General features: G+C 38.6%; 15 protein-coding genes. 11 read left to right on the top strand and 4 right to left on the bottom strand.

Annotation, left to right across the window (positions count from 1 at the left end; all coding sequences use genetic code 11):
* Window positions 1-231: 231 nt before the first annotated feature.
* Both ACIGHG_RS03080 and ACIGHG_RS03075 read right to left on the bottom strand, forming a co-directional pair.
* Complete coding sequence (locus ACIGHG_RS03080; RefSeq protein WP_336472324.1) at window positions 232-588, bottom strand: DUF805 domain-containing protein; 357 nt, start codon at window positions 586-588, stop codon at window positions 232-234.
* 154 nt (window positions 589-742) lie between these two features.
* On the bottom strand, window positions 743-889 hold the full coding sequence (locus ACIGHG_RS03075) for a DUF2639 domain-containing protein (protein WP_336472323.1): 147 nt from the start codon (window positions 887-889) through the stop codon (window positions 743-745).
* Window positions 890-1,026: 137 nt separating this feature from the next.
* On the opposite strand from ACIGHG_RS03075, the gene ACIGHG_RS03070 reads away from it, so the two are divergent.
* Entirely contained in the window at window positions 1,027-1,353 is a 327-nt protein-coding gene (locus ACIGHG_RS03070) for a pyrophosphohydrolase domain-containing protein (RefSeq protein ID WP_336472322.1), read from the top strand.
* 135 nt (window positions 1,354-1,488) lie between these two features.
* On the opposite strand, the gene ACIGHG_RS03065 is transcribed toward ACIGHG_RS03070, so the two are convergent.
* On the bottom strand, window positions 1,489-1,629 hold the full coding sequence (locus ACIGHG_RS03065; protein WP_090918344.1) for a YflJ family protein: 141 nt from the start codon (window positions 1,627-1,629) through the stop codon (window positions 1,489-1,491).
* Between the two features lie 138 nt (window positions 1,630-1,767).
* Between ACIGHG_RS03065 and ACIGHG_RS03060 the strand changes: the two genes are divergently transcribed.
* Entirely contained in the window at window positions 1,768-2,127 is a 360-nt protein-coding gene (locus tag ACIGHG_RS03060; protein ID WP_090918346.1) for a hypothetical protein, read from the top strand.
* A 27-nt stretch (window positions 2,128-2,154) separates the two neighbouring features.
* Here ACIGHG_RS03060 and ACIGHG_RS03055 read toward each other — a convergent pair whose 3' ends face one another.
* The gene (locus ACIGHG_RS03055; protein WP_336472321.1) at window positions 2,155-2,340 is read right to left on the bottom strand and encodes a YhzD family protein; all 186 of its coding nucleotides are present in this window, start codon (window positions 2,338-2,340) and stop codon (window positions 2,155-2,157) included.
* Window positions 2,341-2,860: 520 nt separating this feature from the next.
* On the opposite strand from ACIGHG_RS03055, the gene ACIGHG_RS03050 reads away from it, so the two are divergent.
* The 9 genes from ACIGHG_RS03050 (at window position 2,861) to ACIGHG_RS03010 (ending at window position 16,554) form a co-directional block, all read left to right on the top strand.
* On the top strand, window positions 2,861-3,031 hold the full coding sequence (locus ACIGHG_RS03050) for a hypothetical protein (RefSeq protein ID WP_336472320.1): 171 nt from the start codon (window positions 2,861-2,863) through the stop codon (window positions 3,029-3,031).
* A gap of 223 nt (window positions 3,032-3,254) precedes the next feature.
* Complete coding sequence (locus ACIGHG_RS03045) at window positions 3,255-4,199, top strand: ATP-binding protein (RefSeq protein WP_090919295.1); 945 nt, start codon at window positions 3,255-3,257, stop codon at window positions 4,197-4,199.
* A 27-nt stretch (window positions 4,200-4,226) separates the two neighbouring features.
* Entirely contained in the window at window positions 4,227-5,966 is a 1,740-nt protein-coding gene (locus tag ACIGHG_RS03040; RefSeq protein WP_396547205.1) for a tetratricopeptide repeat protein, read from the top strand.
* Between the two features lie 451 nt (window positions 5,967-6,417).
* A complete protein-coding gene (locus tag ACIGHG_RS03035; protein ID WP_336472318.1) occupies window positions 6,418-7,659 on the top strand; it encodes a metallophosphoesterase family protein in 1,242 nt (413 codons plus the stop codon).
* Entirely contained in the window at window positions 7,656-10,484 is a 2,829-nt protein-coding gene (locus tag ACIGHG_RS03030) for an ATP-binding protein (protein WP_396547119.1), read from the top strand. The genes ACIGHG_RS03035 and ACIGHG_RS03030 overlap by 4 nt, the downstream gene beginning before the upstream one ends.
* 253 nt (window positions 10,485-10,737) lie before the next feature.
* Window positions 10,738-11,682: a 3'-5' exoribonuclease YhaM gene (yhaM, locus tag ACIGHG_RS03025; protein WP_396547117.1), complete on the top strand. Its 945-nt coding sequence runs from the start codon at window positions 10,738-10,740 to the stop codon at window positions 11,680-11,682.
* 283 nt (window positions 11,683-11,965) lie between these two features.
* Window positions 11,966-14,302, top strand: coding sequence for an immune inhibitor A domain-containing protein (locus ACIGHG_RS03020; protein ID WP_396547202.1), 2,337 nt, complete (start codon window positions 11,966-11,968; stop codon window positions 14,300-14,302).
* Between the two features lie 96 nt (window positions 14,303-14,398).
* A complete protein-coding gene (locus tag ACIGHG_RS03015) occupies window positions 14,399-14,599 on the top strand; it encodes a sporulation YhaL family protein (protein ID WP_090919309.1) in 201 nt (66 codons plus the stop codon).
* A gap of 320 nt (window positions 14,600-14,919) precedes the next feature.
* Window positions 14,920-16,554, top strand: coding sequence for an FAD-dependent oxidoreductase (locus ACIGHG_RS03010; protein WP_396547115.1), 1,635 nt, complete (start codon window positions 14,920-14,922; stop codon window positions 16,552-16,554).
* The last annotated feature ends 141 nt before the right edge of the window (window positions 16,555-16,695 follow it).

The following is a 16,695-nucleotide window of genomic DNA, read 5'->3' as shown; positions in this document are numbered from 1 at the left end:
TTTTAGGAGGACGAGAGCATCTAGTCGTGTATAGAAGCGGTCAGGGCTTATTTCTGTTACATGCGAGGTTTCAAACAAAGGGAGTGAGCGAGTGCAGGTTATGTTGTATTCTGCATAGAAAAGATTTATATGTAAAAAAATTGAAACGGATATATAAATAAATACATAGATAAACAACCCATGAAGAAAGTCTTCACGGGTTGTTTATCTGCTTATGTAGTAAGAACAATATTAATAGTTTTCGTCAGCCTTAGGATTTGGGCCATATTTATTATCGCCTTCTTGACTATCCTGGCAACAGAATACAAGGAGAACGATACTACCGATGAGAGGAATAAAGCCCAGCAATAGCCACCATCCGCTTTTTCCGGTGTCATGTAGTCTGCGGAAACCAACAGCTAAGGATGGTAATAGGATTGCTAAAGTATAAAGTCCAAATAGAATGTTAAATATGTCTGCTATTTCCCCAAGTATTGAAAATATAAAGAAGATAATGAAGTTAATAAGAGAAAACATCCAGTATTCTTTACGACGAGCTCTTCCTTGAAATCCTACATAGTTTTTAAGTACGTTTAAATACCATTGCATATAAGGTTCCTCCTTTTTTTATTTTGATAATAATTACGAAATTGTAATATAACATTTCAATTTTATCTTGTCTAGACAATAAACGGAAAATGCTGATTCTATATAAAAAAACCTTAATTTTTTAAGGTTTTTTTATAAGAGTGGAGCAGAAAGTTTATTTCTCTTTCTGCTCTTGCTGCTTTGTCAATAACAAACTCCTTAAAACATGCGCCCGGTAACTTTCTAATTTTCGCCCCTCATAATAATTAATTCCAAGCTTTTTCAACTCATACACGTACCAGCCTTTTGTTCCGTAATACATGATGAATCTTCTCCTTTTAGATTTTTAACAGTATATGCTTCAGTAGGAAAAGGAAAGCTTGTTTTACTTATGGAAAGTGTGGATTTTTCTGCATGCTATAATAATAGAATTAAATTCAAAATAGCGGAGGACTTGCGATGCCAATCTACAACAAACTAGTACGTGATCGTATCCCAGAAATTATTGAAAAGACAGGAAAGACATGCACAACAAGAATGTTAGATGAAAAAGAATATATAGAAGAAATGTGTAAGAAAACAGGAGAAGAATTAACGGAATATGTAGAAGCGGAAACACAGGAGCATAAAGTAGAGGAACTAGCGGATTTACTGGAGCTTATCAACGCACTAGCACAGCATGAAGGCGTAACGCTCGAAGATGTGGAAAAAGTCCGCAAAGAAAAAGCTGAAAAGCGCGGTGGGTTCGGGGAGAGAATTTTCTTGATTGAGGTAAGTGATAATTAAGTAGCGGATTGTAGAGCCTGTACTATTTAAGAGTCCGTTAATGAAAGAAGAAAAAGGCACTACTTATACAAGTGATGCCAAGCTATTTGTTAATTTCAAAAAAGCTCCTCCCGTATAAGAAGGAGCTTTCCTCCATCAAGCCGACTGTCTCTTAGCCTTCTCAAGCAAACTAGCCAAAATATGCGTACGATATGACTCTAGTTTTCTACCTTCATAAGTACGGATACCTAATTTTTTCAACTCACTTACGTACCAACCTTTGCTGCCGAAATGCATATGATCGCTTCCTTTCTTGTTTGGAGTGATTCTGATTGTATTTTTTGTAAAATGATGAATTTCCATAGGAAAGAGGTTAACTTCTTTGTCAAAGACATATATACTAGAAGTAGTATATATTGAGGTGGATTGAACAGCGTGATTATTGAAAAACACGAAATTCAAATTGATCAGATTACGAGTGGCAAGGTCAATATTTTTACGTTTTATCGTAATAAGAAGCAAATTGACCATCCGTTTTTACAATTGCAGGATCCTTCTCTGACTGCAAATTATTTTTTTCATTTTCATCTAGATGCGGAAAGCTTGCGTCTCTTACATGAAGAGTTTCCAAGTATTTATCCGTACAATCGGAAAGAAAGTATTCAGCAGTGGACGGATAACATGAAGGATGAGTTAAAGCGCCTTATTCAAACAGGTATGTGGAATAAGCGTGTTCGATTTGGCAATCGAATTGTAGAAGTTGTGTTTCTGTGGTGTGAAGAAGATATAGTGTGAAAAAGAAGCGGTGTAACGCTTCTTTTTTTAGCGCTGGAATAAGACAAGCTTTCCGCTTGAAGATGTGCAGCGGTGCGTGTGGTCATACAATTGTTTGTCTCGTAAAAGGGTTTCACCTTTTGATTTTGCTTCTGCTTCTGTCGTAGCCTCAAATGATTCATCTAGTACTTTGGAACCGTCTTTTTCGAAAACTGTTAGTGTGTATATGCCCATGAAAATTCCTCCCAAAAATAATCAGAATGTTATAACTATTGTGTCACAAAATGGGCAATTATGCAAAAGAAATATGTGACATTATTTGTAATAAGTAAGATGGATTATTTAATGATACGCAAGGTCACTGGGGAAATGAAGAGGTAAAAATTTTATCCCGCTATTCGTGGGCAGTAATACTCCCACCTCAAGATTCTGAGAAAGCATTGTCCAGCTCCAGTGGCTAGAATGTTTGGTGGCTTCGCTTCTTCCTACGAGGAAAAAACCCTATACGTCAGAAGCTCCATCCCCCTTACATTCTGAACGAGCCACTTCCGCTTTTCTTAAGAAGATAGGTGGGAGATAACTGCTGGCATGCGCCCGATTGGGTGGGCTTTCCATCAGTGGGGGATGAAGAAAAACCTCCACTGATGGAAGTTTCACTTTATGTTTAACAGTTTGGACGTAAAAAGGTATAATTCTAAAGGAATGTCTTTACAAACAAAGAAAAATTTTCATGAAAAAGGGGTAATGAGATTAGATGATAATAGGGATCATATGTTTAATTTTAGGAATAGATTTAATTTGGTGGAGTAGAGGGAATTTATGGTTATTGGTACCTGGCATTCTATTTACAGCTGTGGGTGCTATATTAATCGTGACGTTTATTTGGTTGGATAAAGAAGTAAGAAAATCAAAGAAGAATAGTTAGAAGTTAGATAAATGCAAAAGTGAAACTTCCATGTGAAAGTATCTTGTTTGTTATGATAATTTTTGTTGATTAAAGATTTATATTTTTTGCTATCGGGATACCCGCCCAATTGTAATAGCTATATAAAAAGCATGTATCGGGTAGTTGGGAAGATAAGGGGTAGATTCTCCTTGACATCGTCCAATCGTTGGAAGTTTCATATTATACATAAATAAAAAAGAGGGTGAATGAAGTGGAGAAATATTATGACAAAATTAAAGTAATCTCTTTTGATAGAGAGCAAAATAGAATGGTAGAAGTAGAAGAAAGTAAAACGAGTTTTGCAGATGTTGGCGGGATGGAAGATATTAAGAAGCAAATTAATATGGATTTCATCATGCCAATTAAGAATCCTGAATATTTTCAAGCATTTGGTAAGAAAACGGGGGGGAGTTTGCTGTTTTATGGTCCTCCTGGTTGTGGGAAGACGTTTTTAGCGCGTGCAGTAGCTGGGGAAATTAATGCGAATTTTATTCATTTGGAGCTACAAGCTATCCTATCTATGTGGTCAGGTGAAGCTGAGAAAAATTTACATGAGGTTTTTGAAGAAGCACGGAAAACAAAGCCTTGTATTTTGTTTATAGATGAGTTAGATGCATTTGGCGGGAATAGACAGAAGATGGGCGCCCATCATCAACGTACATTAGTGAATCAACTGCTAGTAGAACTGGATGGAATGAATTCTTTTAATGAAGGTGTCTATATTATTGGAGCGACGAATACACCGTGGTATATTGATCCGGCACTCCGCCGTCCGGGACGTTTTAATTCACTTGTTTTTGTGGCACCGCCGAGCTATGAAGAACGTCTGACAATACTAGACTTAAAGACAAAAGATAAGCCTCGAACAGATTTACAGCTTGATATTGTCGCAAAATATGCGGAACATTTTTCAGGCGCTGATTTAACGTTTTTAGTTGAGGATGCGATTAATCAAGCAATTCAACGTTCATTTGAAACAGGACAACTGCAGCCGCTTTCCAACGAAGATTTGTTAGAAGCGATGAAGAAACGTCAGCCAACAACGTTAGATTGGTTTTCAACAGCGAAAAATTATGCAACATTTAGCGATGTAAATAAGGATTTTGATAAGGTGCTCGATTATATGGAAGAGCATAGGTTGAAATAGAAAATAAGGGCAGGGATGAGTCAAGTGATGGAGGATAACTTTAGAAGAATTCAGCATTTGGTGAAGATTGGCGATGCTGAACGGGCAATGGAAGAGGCTGAAATACTTATAGAGGAAGATCCAGAAGATGCTTCCGGATACCTTTGTTTAAGCTATGTTTATTTTTATGGGTTTGATGACAAAGATAATGCAAATAAGTACTTGGAGGAGGCGCTTAAACTCGATCATTTAAATGAGCAAGTTCTCTCAGTGGGATTAGATATTTTCGGTCGTCAAAACGATCTTGAAAGAATAGAAGAACTAGCGGAAATCGGTATAAAAAATTATCCTGAAGATGGTCAGTATTACTTCTATATGGGCGAAGTTTTTAGATGTCGTGAAAGCGTTAAGGATTCACTTGTTTATTTCGAGAAAGCGATGGAGTTGGATCCTGAAAATGAAATATATGTAGGAAGGTACGCGTATGTTCTTTATGCATCCTTCCCTAAACGAAAAGAGGAGGCATTAAAAGCCGAAAAGCGTGCCTTAGAGTTAAATCCAGAAAATACGTTCAATCTCGTTTTATTTGCAAATATAGCAAAACATAAGGGGAATTTTAAAAAAGCAAGGATGTTAGCGGAAGTCGCGATGCGGCTAGACCCAAATGATAAAGGAGTATATGAGCTTTATAAGAGTACGATTGGGACAAAAAATAAGTTTTGTGCGTTTACCGCAGGTTTTTCACATGTTGTAGGTCAAGCTTTTGTGAAGTTTTGTTCGTTATTTAGGTTTGTACGTTCCAAGAATCCAAAAATATTTTATTGTTTATGCTTGTTAAGTTTGTTAGGTTGGCTCATTTTGCCTGTATATGCAACTGGTTGGTATGCAGGGAGTGTTTATATTGCAATTCTTGTTATGTATTTCATTTCTTCTAGAATTAAAAAGAAGATTTATAAAGAAGTTGGTTTAGGAACATCATTTGATGCGAAAGAAAATCTACGTAAAAATCAATTTACAAGAAAGCAAGAAATTTCTAAAATGGCACGTACACTTGATAAAGTAGAACCTGCGGTAGTTTCAACGCCGAAATTATCACAAGAAGAAGTTGAATCACAATTAGCAAGTTTTTGGAGCACTGGAGCTGTGTTTGAGAAACAGCCAATTGAAGAAGTAGCTGCAGCCACACAACCGCAGTTATCATCGAAAGAGCATAAGGAAATTCAATCGTATTCCAATATTGAATCTCCGCGGTATAACAGATGGCAAATTTATTTAATCGTTACGCTGTCTCTTACTCTCGTTTTCCGTGCTGTGCAAGTATTTAACCTTTATCATAAAGAGGATAAAAATCCGATGCCAAATATAAGCCTAGAAGAGAAAAAGAGTATTACTGAGTCTGCACATAACGTTAAAATAGATCAAACGAAATTAAATGTGCCTATGGTTACACTCATATTCCATTCATTAAAAATAAGTGACTTTAGCGAGAATTCGCTTCGCCAAATTGTAGCAGATCAGTATGTACCAATTGTTATGGAAAAGGCAGGACAACCAAGTGTAGAGAAATTAAAAAATTCACATCTTGATAGAAATTATGAAGAAGGAACAAATACATACTTATCGGTGAAAAGTGATGATAGCACTTTTATATTAGAATTTGTAGGGAAGGAAATTAATCATATTTACGGAGAAACCTGGGATAATAGTGAGCAAGAAATGCAAAGGTATCATGAATTACTGAATAAGTTGGAAACACAAGGTGTGGAAGCGAAAGGTAAAAAAGACTAAAGTATAAGTAGGACAACGTAACGAATGATAAAGATAAGCTGGATGTTTTTTTACATCTGGCTTATTTTTGTTGTTTTAATAAGGACGAGAGTATCTAGCCGTTTCGGGCGCATCCCCAATTCGAAAAAAAGTGTTAAAATAAAGTGAAACTTTACCTATTAGTGGACTGTGAATGAGTGAAAAAACAACAAAAACTATTTTTTTAGGTAGGCGAGAGCATCTGGCCGTGTATAGAAGCGGTCAGTGACTTTTTTGCTACATGCGAAGTTAAAACAAAGAGAAAAAGCGAGTGTAGGCTCTTTTTTTCTGTATAGCAGTGACTTAGATATTGAAAAATCAAAATGCATTTAGGCAGTAAGTTTCCCGTTTCAAGATTCAAAGAGAAACGAGGAAGATCAAAGCCAGTATGAACTTGATTGGGCAGAGTATGACGGAGAAAGGACGTTATGTTGTGAAAAAAGTAAAGTTTATTCATGCGGCAGATTTGCATTTGGATAGTCCGTTTAAAGGGATGGAACTGAATGTACCGGCTTTTATATGGGAAAGAATGAAGGAAAGTACGTTTCGTTCGTTTGCGCGCATTGTGGATAAAGCGATTCAAGAGCAGGTTGATTTTGTTTTGCTTGCGGGTGATTTATATGATGCAGAGACGAGAAGTTTGCGAGCGCAGGTGTTTGTTCGTGAGCAAATGAAGCGTCTGGCGCAGTATGATATTCCGGTGTATGTGATTCACGGCAATCATGATCATTTAGGCGGAAGCTGGGCGGCAATTGAGTTTCCAAGTAATGTACATATTTTCACAGAGCCTTATATAGAAGAAAAATCATTTTATAAAAACGGGGAGCTCCTTGTCTCCATTTACGGATTTAGTTATCAGCAGCAAGCTGTGACGGATAATATGACAGAGCAATATAAAAAGATGACAGGTGCACCGTTTCATATCGGCATGCTTCACGGAAGTGTGGAAGGAGATGCGGATCATAATCGGTATGCGCCGTTTCAAATTCGTGAACTGAAGGAGAAAGAGTTTGATTACTGGGCGCTTGGTCATATACATAAACGTGAAGTGTTAGCAGAAGAACCATGCATTGTGTACCCTGGCAATATTCAAGGGCGGCACCGAAAGGAAACAGGAGAGAAAGGTGCGTATGTTGTTTCCTTGTCTCAGCAAGGGACAGAACTGACATTTTTCCGTACGAATGATGTTGTTTGGGGTGAGGTTTCTATTCCTATTGATGAGTTAGAAACGGTCGATGATCTTATTCATACGTGTACGGAGAGCATGAACGGTATGCGAAGAGAAGAGGAAGGTTTGCTTGTGACGATGACGTTTACAGGACAAGGACCGCTTGCTTCTTATTTGCGTGATGAGAAGCGCGTAGAAGAAATTCTTCATATTGTCTCATCTGGCGAGGAGCGCAGTAATTTTGTACATGTTGTGAAATGGAAGAATGAAACGATTTCGTTTGCGGAAATTGAGACGTTGAAGAAAGAGAATCATTTTATTGGGAATGTACTGCAGGAGCTTGAATCGTTCTCGAGTATGGATGAGGTGCTGCGAACAATTTGGACTTCACCTGTTGCAAGGAAGGTGCTCCATTCGTTTTCTGAAGAAGAAAAGAAAGAGATTCAAAAGGGCGCCGAGAATATTATTTTAGAGCAATTATTAGAGCAAGAAAGGAGTAAGGGATGAGAGTTGAGAAACTTCATGTTTACGGATATGGAAAATTAGAAAATGTCCAGCTGAACCTTTCTATGCTTACCGTATTGTACGGGGAAAACGAGGCGGGGAAGTCGACGATTCGTTCGTTTATGAAGAGTATTTTATTTGGTTTTCCAACAAGGGGGCAGCGCCGCTATGAGCCGAAGGAAGGCGGGAAATACGGCGGTGCGATTACGGTTTCTACTAGGGAGTACGGTCGATTAAAAATTGAGCGTCTTCCGAAAACGGCGGCCGGGGAAGTGACAGTTTATTTTGCAGATGGGAAAACAGGCGGTGAGGAAGTTTTAAAGCTGCTGTTAAAGGGAATGAATGAGCAGTTGTTTGATTCTGTCTTTTCCTTTGACATGCATGGGTTGCAAAACATTCACCATATCGGTGAAGGAGATATTGGCAATTATTTATTTTCCGCAAGTGCAGTTGGCAGCGATGGGTTGTTACGCCTGGAAAAAATGCTTGAGAAGGAAATGGAGCAGCGCTTTAAGCCAAATGGCCGCAAGCCGGAAATTAATGTGGCGTTGCAGGAGTTAAAAAATCTGCAAGATCAGCTTGCAGATTGGCAAGGGAAAATTGCCGCGTATGAAGAGCTTGTCGGAAAGAAAAAGAGTATGGAAGAGCGCCTTTCTATTATTCGCACCGAGCAGCAAGAAGCGGGGAAACGAAAGCAAGATTATGAAGTGCTAGAAGCGTTGCAGCCGCTCTTTTTAGAAAAGCGTGCGTGTGAACGGTTTTTACAGCAACATGCAGGACTTGCATTTCCAGTTGATGGTTTGCGGCGTTATGAAGGGATAAAAGCACGGCTTGAACCGCTTCAATTGCAAGGAGAGGCGCTGCGAAAGAAATTAGATAGTGCAAAGTCTGAAATAGACGCGTTGCAAGTAAATGAGGAGTTGCTTCAGCAAGATATGTACGTAGAAGAACTTCGTTTGCAGCATATGTCTTATGAAGCAGCGCTGCAAGAAGTGCGGGATTTGACAGGGCGCATTTTACATATAGAAGAAGAAATACAAGATTTGCAGCAGCAAATCGGCGCAGCATTTGCACGTGAGGACGTTCTTTCTTTTCAGACGAGCTTAGCTATGAAGGAAATGATTACGCAAATGGTGCAGCAAGCAAAAGAGTTAGAAAAGCGTAAGCAACAGTTAGATGAACGGTTTAAAACAGCACAGGAGCAGTTAGAGGAACAGGAAGAAGCGGTGAAAAAGCTGCAGTCGCAAACATTACCGGTCCAGGAGCGGGAGAGATATTTGCCAAAGGTGCAAAGTGCAGCGTCCCGGCAGAAACGAAATCGTAGTGCGGTGCAAATGAATAAAACAGCAATGGCATTGTTCGTTATGGATGTTTTGCTATTGCTTGCCGGTGTTTTCATGGATAATCGTAGGTTATTGTTTGCAGGGGTTTTTTTGTTAATTGGTCTTGTTGTTTTTTATGTGATGTATAGTAAGGGGGCGGATGAACAGGAAAGCGATGAAGCGCTTGAAATCAGGTATCGTCTTGAGAAAGACGATGAAGTGCGGAAGCTATTGGAGCGTGAGGAATTTAAGTTAAGGCAAATTGAGCGCGGGTATGAACGTGTTCTTTCTGAATATGATGAGTGGGAACGTGACTTGTTTGGAGTGAATGAACAGGTGAAATTGTATAAAGAGACGTATGCATTGCCACATAGTTTTACGTACGGTCACATATTACCAGCGTTTGAACGAATAGAAAAGATGCAGCAATTGTATCGCGAATTAGCGAAGCAGCAAGAACGAAAAGAAGTACAGGGAGACATGATTTCTCAATTTGAACATAAACTAATGAAGCTAACGGTTGTTACAGAAAGAAGCGTGGATACACCGTCGTTATTTTTGTATGGTTTAAGTAAAGATGTACAGAAAGAAAAGGAAAAGCAATTGCAGAAAAAGCAGCTGACAGAAAAGGCTATAGCGTGGGAAGAAGAGTATGCTGGAGTAGAACAGCAGATTCATCATCTATTGGAAGAACGTCAGCAGCTTTGGGACATTGCTGCAGCATCTGATGAAGAGGCTTTTTTAACAGCGGCAAAGCAAGCGGAGCAGATGGAAGAGAAGCAGCAGCAGCTTGATCGGTTAATTCCGCAAATGGATATATTGGAAGGGCGATTAATGACGTCAGCGCTAGAGAGCGGTTATCACCTAGATGGATATGAAGAGGAGCGACAAAAAGAGCAGGAGCAAATAGATAGGCTAATGCGGGAGGAAAAAGAATTGACGCATACACTTGCAGCTCTGCGCCACGATATCGCACAGTTAGAAGAAGGCCGTACGTACGGTGATGTCCTTCATGAGTGGGAACTGAAAAAATCACAAGTGCGTGAACAGGTGAAAAAGTGGGCAGCATATGCGGCGGCAAAGGCGGTATTAAGTAAAACGAAGAAGTATTATCATGAAGTGCAGCTGCCGCGTATTTTGCAAAAAGCAGAAGAGTATTTTGTATATTTAACGGGCGGAAACTATGTAAAAGTCTTTTCGCCAGATGCAGAAGAGCCGTTTATTGTAGAACGAAAAGATGGACTGCGTTTTTATAGTCATGAATTAAGCCAAGCAACAGCGGAGCAGCTCTATTTATCGCTGCGGTTTGCGCTTGCACATACGTTTGAAGGGCAGTATCCGTTTATTATTGATGATAGTTTCGTCCATTTTGACGTGCTGCGAACAGAGCGAACCGTGCATCTTATGAAGGAATTAGCGAAAGAGCGGCAAGTCATTTTCTTTACTTGTCACAAGCATCTTTTACCTTTCTTTGGAGAAGGTGAAATTCAGCGATTAAAGCAGTAAGGGAAAAGCGATGTAATATATAAATACAATTTGAAAAAACAACATATCCCCCTCTCTTTTTACGTGGACGAGAGCATCTGGCCATGCAGAGAAGCGGTCAGGGCTTTTTTCTGCCACGTGCAATGCTAAAATAAAGATAGAAAACGAGTGCAAGTTACTTTTTACCTTGCATAACAGGGATTTATATGTTGAGAAATTAAAATGGATTTATATATGCTATACTAACTATATCGATGACGGTGGAGGAAAATATATGAAAAAGAAAATTGCACAGTATGAAGTTGGTGAGCAAGTCGAGTTATATTTAATGATTAAATCGGCAACAAAAGGGATTGCAAGTAACGGGAAACCATTCTTAACGGTCATTTTGCAAGATCAAAGCGGAGATATTGAAGCGAAGCTATGGGATGTGTCACCTGAAGTAGAGCAGCAATATGTAGCAGAAACAATTGTGAAAGTAGCGGGAGATATTCAAAATTATAAAGGCCGCATTCAACTTCGCGTCAAACAAATTCGTGTGGCAAATCCAGGTGAAGTAAATGATATCTCTGATTTTGTGGAAAAAGCACCGCTTAAAAAAGAAGATATGGTTGAGAGAATTACACAATACATATTTGAAATGCGTAACCCTAATATTCAGCGCATTACAAGACATTTGCTGAATAAGTATCAAGGAGAATTTTTAGATTACCCAGCTGCAACGAAAAATCATCATGAGTTTGTTTCAGGACTGGCATATCACGTTGTGTCGATGCTTGACTTAGCAAAAGCAATTGCAGCGCTATATCCGTCTCTTGATAAAGACTTATTGTATGCAGGCGTGATTTTACACGACCTCGGTAAAGTCATTGAATTATCAGGCCCAATTTCCACAACATATACGTTAGAAGGAAATTTACTTGGCCACATCTCCATCATGGTAAATGAGATTGGCAAAGCAGCAGACGAACTAAAAATTGAAACAGAAGAAATATTGATTCTTCAGCACATCGTCTTATCACATCACGGCAAAGCAGAGTGGGGCAGTCCGAAGCCGCCGCTTGTAAGAGAAGCAGAAATTCTACATTATATTGATAACTTAGATGCGAAGATGAATATGATGGACCGTGCACTGAGCCGCACGAAACCAGGTGAATATACAGAGCGTGTTTTTGCGCTTGATAATCGTTCGTTTTATAAACCGACATTTCATAACTAAAAAGATTGAAAAAAGATTCTACTGCTATGGTAGAATTTTTTTTTTTGATTATTGAAGTGTGAAATAGAACAAAAAATAATCCGTTTTACTGCAGAAAAAATTATTCTAATAAAATAATACACATCCAATTTTCGATATATTACAAAAATATTGAAAATTACACCAATCGATAATAATATATAAATATCGACAAAAAGAGTCGGTAACTTATACATAATAGGGAGGGACTACGTTGAAAAAGAACAGAAAATTACAAACTTTTTCAGTGTTGGCAACAGGGGCTATGCTTAGTTCTATGTTTGCTTTCGGTGGTCATGCTGCGTATGCAGAATCATCACCAGCGCCGTCTAGCTTCATAGATGAGCATTTAATACCGGAAGAACGCTTGGCAAATGCGTTGAAACAACGCGGAGTTATTGATCCATCTGCATCACAAGCAGAAACTTCAAAGGCTGTAGAAAAATATATAGAGAAGAAGAATGGCGAAAATCCTGGAAAGGAAACAACGCCAGAAGACAGCCTTACTCAAGAAGCTACTGACTTTATGAAAAAAGTAAAAGATTCAAAAATGAAAGAGAAAGAGCAGCAGCATCAAACTGAGAATGGTGCAACAAATGGACAAGCACCCGGATTTAATGCTGGAAAGTTAAATGGTAAAGTGCCAACGTCTTCAGCTAAGCAAGCGCAGTATAACGGTGCTGTTCGTAAAGATAAAGTTCTTGTGTTACTTGTAGAGTTTAATGATTTTAAACATAACAATATTGCTCAAGAACCAGGATATATGTTTGCGAATGATTTTAATCGTGAGCATTATCAAAACATGTTATTTGGTGATGAGCCATTTACGTTATTCAATGACACGAAAATTAAAACATTTAAGCAATATTATGAAGAGCAATCTGGCGGCAGCTATACAGTCGATGGTACTGTAACGGAATGGTTGACTGTTCCAGGTAAAGCTGCAGATTACGGCGCTGATGCTGGCACTGGTCATGATAATAAAGGACCTCTAGGACCACGTGATTTAGTAAAAGACGCGTTAAAAGCAGCAGTAGCAAAAGGAATGAATTTAGCTGATTTTGATCAATTTGATCAATATGATTACAACGGTAACGGTAATAAAAATGAACCAGATGGAATTATTGATCATTTAATGGTTGTTCACGCTGGAGTTGGCCAAGAAGCTGGCGGCGGAAAATTGAAGGATGATGCAATTTGGTCTCACCGTTCAAAACTTGGTGCAAAACCTTATGCAATCGATGGAACGAAAGCATCTGTTCCAAACTGGGGCGGAAAGATGGCTGCATATGATTACACAATCGAGCCTGAAGATGGTGCAGTTGGTGTATTTGCTCATGAATTTGGTCATGACTTAGGTTTACCGGATGAGTACGATACAAAGTATTCTGGACAAGGTGAACCAGTTGAAGCTTGGTCTATTATGAGCGGCGGCAGCTGGGCTGGAAGAATTGCTGGAACAGAACCGACAAGTTTCTCTCCGCAAAATAAAGAGTTCTTCCAAAAAAATATGAAGGGTAACTGGGCAAACATTGTTGACGTAGACTATGATAAACTTCGTGGTATCGGATCGGCAACGTATTTAGACCAAAGTGTTACAAAGTCAAAACGTCCAGGAATGATTCGTGTAAACTTACCTGATAAAGAAGTGAAAAACATTGAACCTGGTTTTGGAAAGAAATTTTATTATAGTACAAAAGGAAATGACATCCATACAACATTAGAGACGCCATTATTCGATTTAACAAATACAACGACTGCAAAATTTGATTACAAAGCATTCTATGAACTAGAAGCAGCGTATGATTTCGTTGATGTATATGCGATTACAGAAGATGGAACGAAAACAAAGCTTGATAGAATGGGTGACAAAGACATCAAGAATGGTGTGGATACAACAAATGATAAGTGGATTGATAAATCTTATGATTTAAGCCCATTCAAAGGTAAGAAAGTAAAACTACAATTTGAATATTTAACAGATGTTGCTGTAGCTTACAGAGGATTTGCGCTTGATAATGCGACTTTAACTGTAGATAATAAAGTTGTTTTCTCTGATGATGCAGAGGGGCAAGCAAGCTTTGGATTAAAAGGCTTTACTGTTTCTAATGGAATTGAATATAAGAAACATAACTACTACTTAGAGTGGAGAAACTATGCTGGTTCTGATGAAGCACTGCAATACGGACGCGGCCCAGTTTACAATACAGGGCTTGTTGTATGGTATGCAGACCAAAGTTTTACAGATAACTGGGTTGGTGTACATCCAGGCGAAGGATTCCTTGGGGTAGTAGATTCTCATCCAGACGCAATTGTAGGAACATTAAATGGTCAGCCGACTGTGAAAAGTAGTACGCGTTATCAAATTGCAGATGCTGCGTTCTCGTTTGATCAAACACCAGCGTGGAAAATAAATTCGCCATCACGCGGAGTATTTGATTATAAAGGATTACCAGGCGTGGCTAAATTTGATGACTCTAAAGTATATATGAACAACTTAATTCCAGATGCAGGACGAAAAGTTCCAAATCTTGGACTGAAATTTGAAGTAGTAGGTCAAGCTGATGATAAGTCAGCAGGAGCAGTTTGGATTCATCGCTAAGGTGAAAGTTTCTTCAAAATAAAAGAGTCATAAAATCTTCCTTCCTTTCATACAGTGAAACTAACAAAGCTTGTCTGATGAAAGGAAGGAACTAGAATGGAAACTTTACCATGGTGGATTTATCTTGTTATTATTGGAATTGTTGTGAGCGGTTATATGGTCTTATATACGTCCAAAAAAGAGCAAGAAATTGATAATGAGTTTATTGAAAAAGAAGGCGAAGTGTATATGAAACGCCTCGCAGAAGAACGGGAGCGACGTCATCTGGATAAGGATGAGGATTCCGTTTTGCTTTAATACTTATAAAAGAGGATGCGTAGCCGAATGGTTACCATCCTTTTTTCGTTGTGATGCTTTGAAATAAAGTTGAATGGTTTATAAAAAAGAAAAGCTAAAATATCTTATTTTAATCAAAATAAGATATTTTAGCTTTTCTTCTTGAATATCCAATTTGAAGGACTCTTGTTCTACATATCTTAATGTATTTTGGGGCGTACTCTATCTATATGATAAATAATTATAAAAAATAAGTCTACATTTTTCATAATTTTCTTATTATATTTAGGCTACTGAGCTCAGCGAAATTTATGTAGGTGCTATATGAAAGGAGCATATAAATGAAATCTAATCATGTTCCAGTTTTAATTATTGGAGGCGGTTTGACAGGGCTAACCTCTGCATTATTTCTTGCGCATCATAAAGTTGATTATTTACTTATTGAAAAGCATGCTACGACTGCGATTCATCCGAAGGCAGGGGGAATTACTTTTCGTACGATGGAATTATTCCGAGAATTAGGTTTAGAAAAAAACATTCGCGCCGCTGGAAAGTTACTAGAGAACTGCCGTGGAAGGATTACTGTAAATACAATGGCTGAAGCAGACCCTGAAGAGTTAAAAAGGACTAGAATAGCTCAGTACGAAAGTGATAAAAGTATGGCCGCAATCATTAAAAAGATTAGCCCGTCAAAGAGAACATCGTGTTATCAAATTGCTTTAGAACCGATGTTGCTGCAAGAGGCCCGGAGGTTAGGAGGGAAGCTGTGGTTTCATCATGAACTTGTTTCTTACAAGCAGGATAATATAGGAGTAACTGCTATTGTACGAGATCGTGAAACGAAAAAAGAACAAATTATTCACAGTGATTATTTAATTGCAGCAGATGGGGCCAAAAGCTCTATACGTAAACATGCAGGTATTCCAACTACTGGTCGTGGTAATATCGGAGGTCATTATATAAACATTTACTTTGAAGCGGATTTGAGCGATCTCATACAAGGGGATGCCTTTATTTTCTCTATGATTTTACGCCCTGAAGTTTCAGGTGCACTTCTTCCAGTTAATAATAGCGATCGGTGGATTTATCATGTTGCCTATAATCCTTTAAAAGGAGAAACACCTGAAGATTTTTCTGCAGAGCGTTGCCAGAAAATTGTTCGAAAAGCCATCGGGAGATCAAATCTTAATGTGAAAATATTAAGCATTTCACCGTGGGAAGCGACAGAGAGTACAGCAGTCCGTTTTCAAGATAATCGTGTTTTTTTAGTTGGTGATGCTGCTCATCTTATGCCGCCTACGGGAGGATTCGGTTCAAATACAGGTATTCAGGATGCTCACAATTTAGCTTGGAAATTAGCTGCTGTTATACATGATGAGGCGAATCCGAAATTACTGGAAACCTACCATGAGGAGAGGCATCCTGTTGTACAATTAACCACGGATTACGCAAGCAGTATATTGCTCCGTGCTATGAATAAACAAGAAGATAATTTGAATAACATGGATAGTCTAGCTGTTACTGCAGGGTACAAATACTGTTCGACAGCAATTATAGATCAAGATACAACTCCGCATAGAATGGATCTTTTAGAGCTTGGCGGAAGGCCAGGAACACGCGCTCCGCACATGTGGGGTACTTATCAAGGAAAGCGTATTTCCATACTTGATTTACTGGGTAGAAGCTTTGTGTTATTTACTGGTTCAGAACATAACTCTTGGTCAACTGCGGCGCATCCTGTTGCTACTCATTTAGGAACGAGCATTCATGTGTACCGAGTTTGTCCAAAAGGAGATTTTGTTGATCAGGACAACATCTTTGGGAAGTTATATGGAATAAATCCTGAAGGGGCCGTACTCGTAAGACCAGATGGATGTATTGGATGGCGTACAGAAGGAGGCGTATTAGCCCCTGGCTTGGTGCTTGAAGAGGTGATGAACTGCTTATTAGGCAATTCATCTTTAAATGAGAAATAATTTTGAGGCATAATATTGAACTACTATTACAATAAAGAAATATAATACGAATTAACTATATATGTACAAGTTAAAAAAACGACATAAAAACCCCTTTTTTAGGTGAGGACGAGAGCATCTTGCCATGCATAGAAGCGGTCA

The sequence above is a fragment of the Bacillus sp. NPDC077411 genome (assembly GCF_044543425.1).
Lineage (GTDB): Bacteria > Bacillota > Bacilli > Bacillales > Bacillaceae_G > Bacillus_A > Bacillus_A bruguierae.
This window is presented reverse-complemented; position numbering and strand designations above follow the sequence as displayed.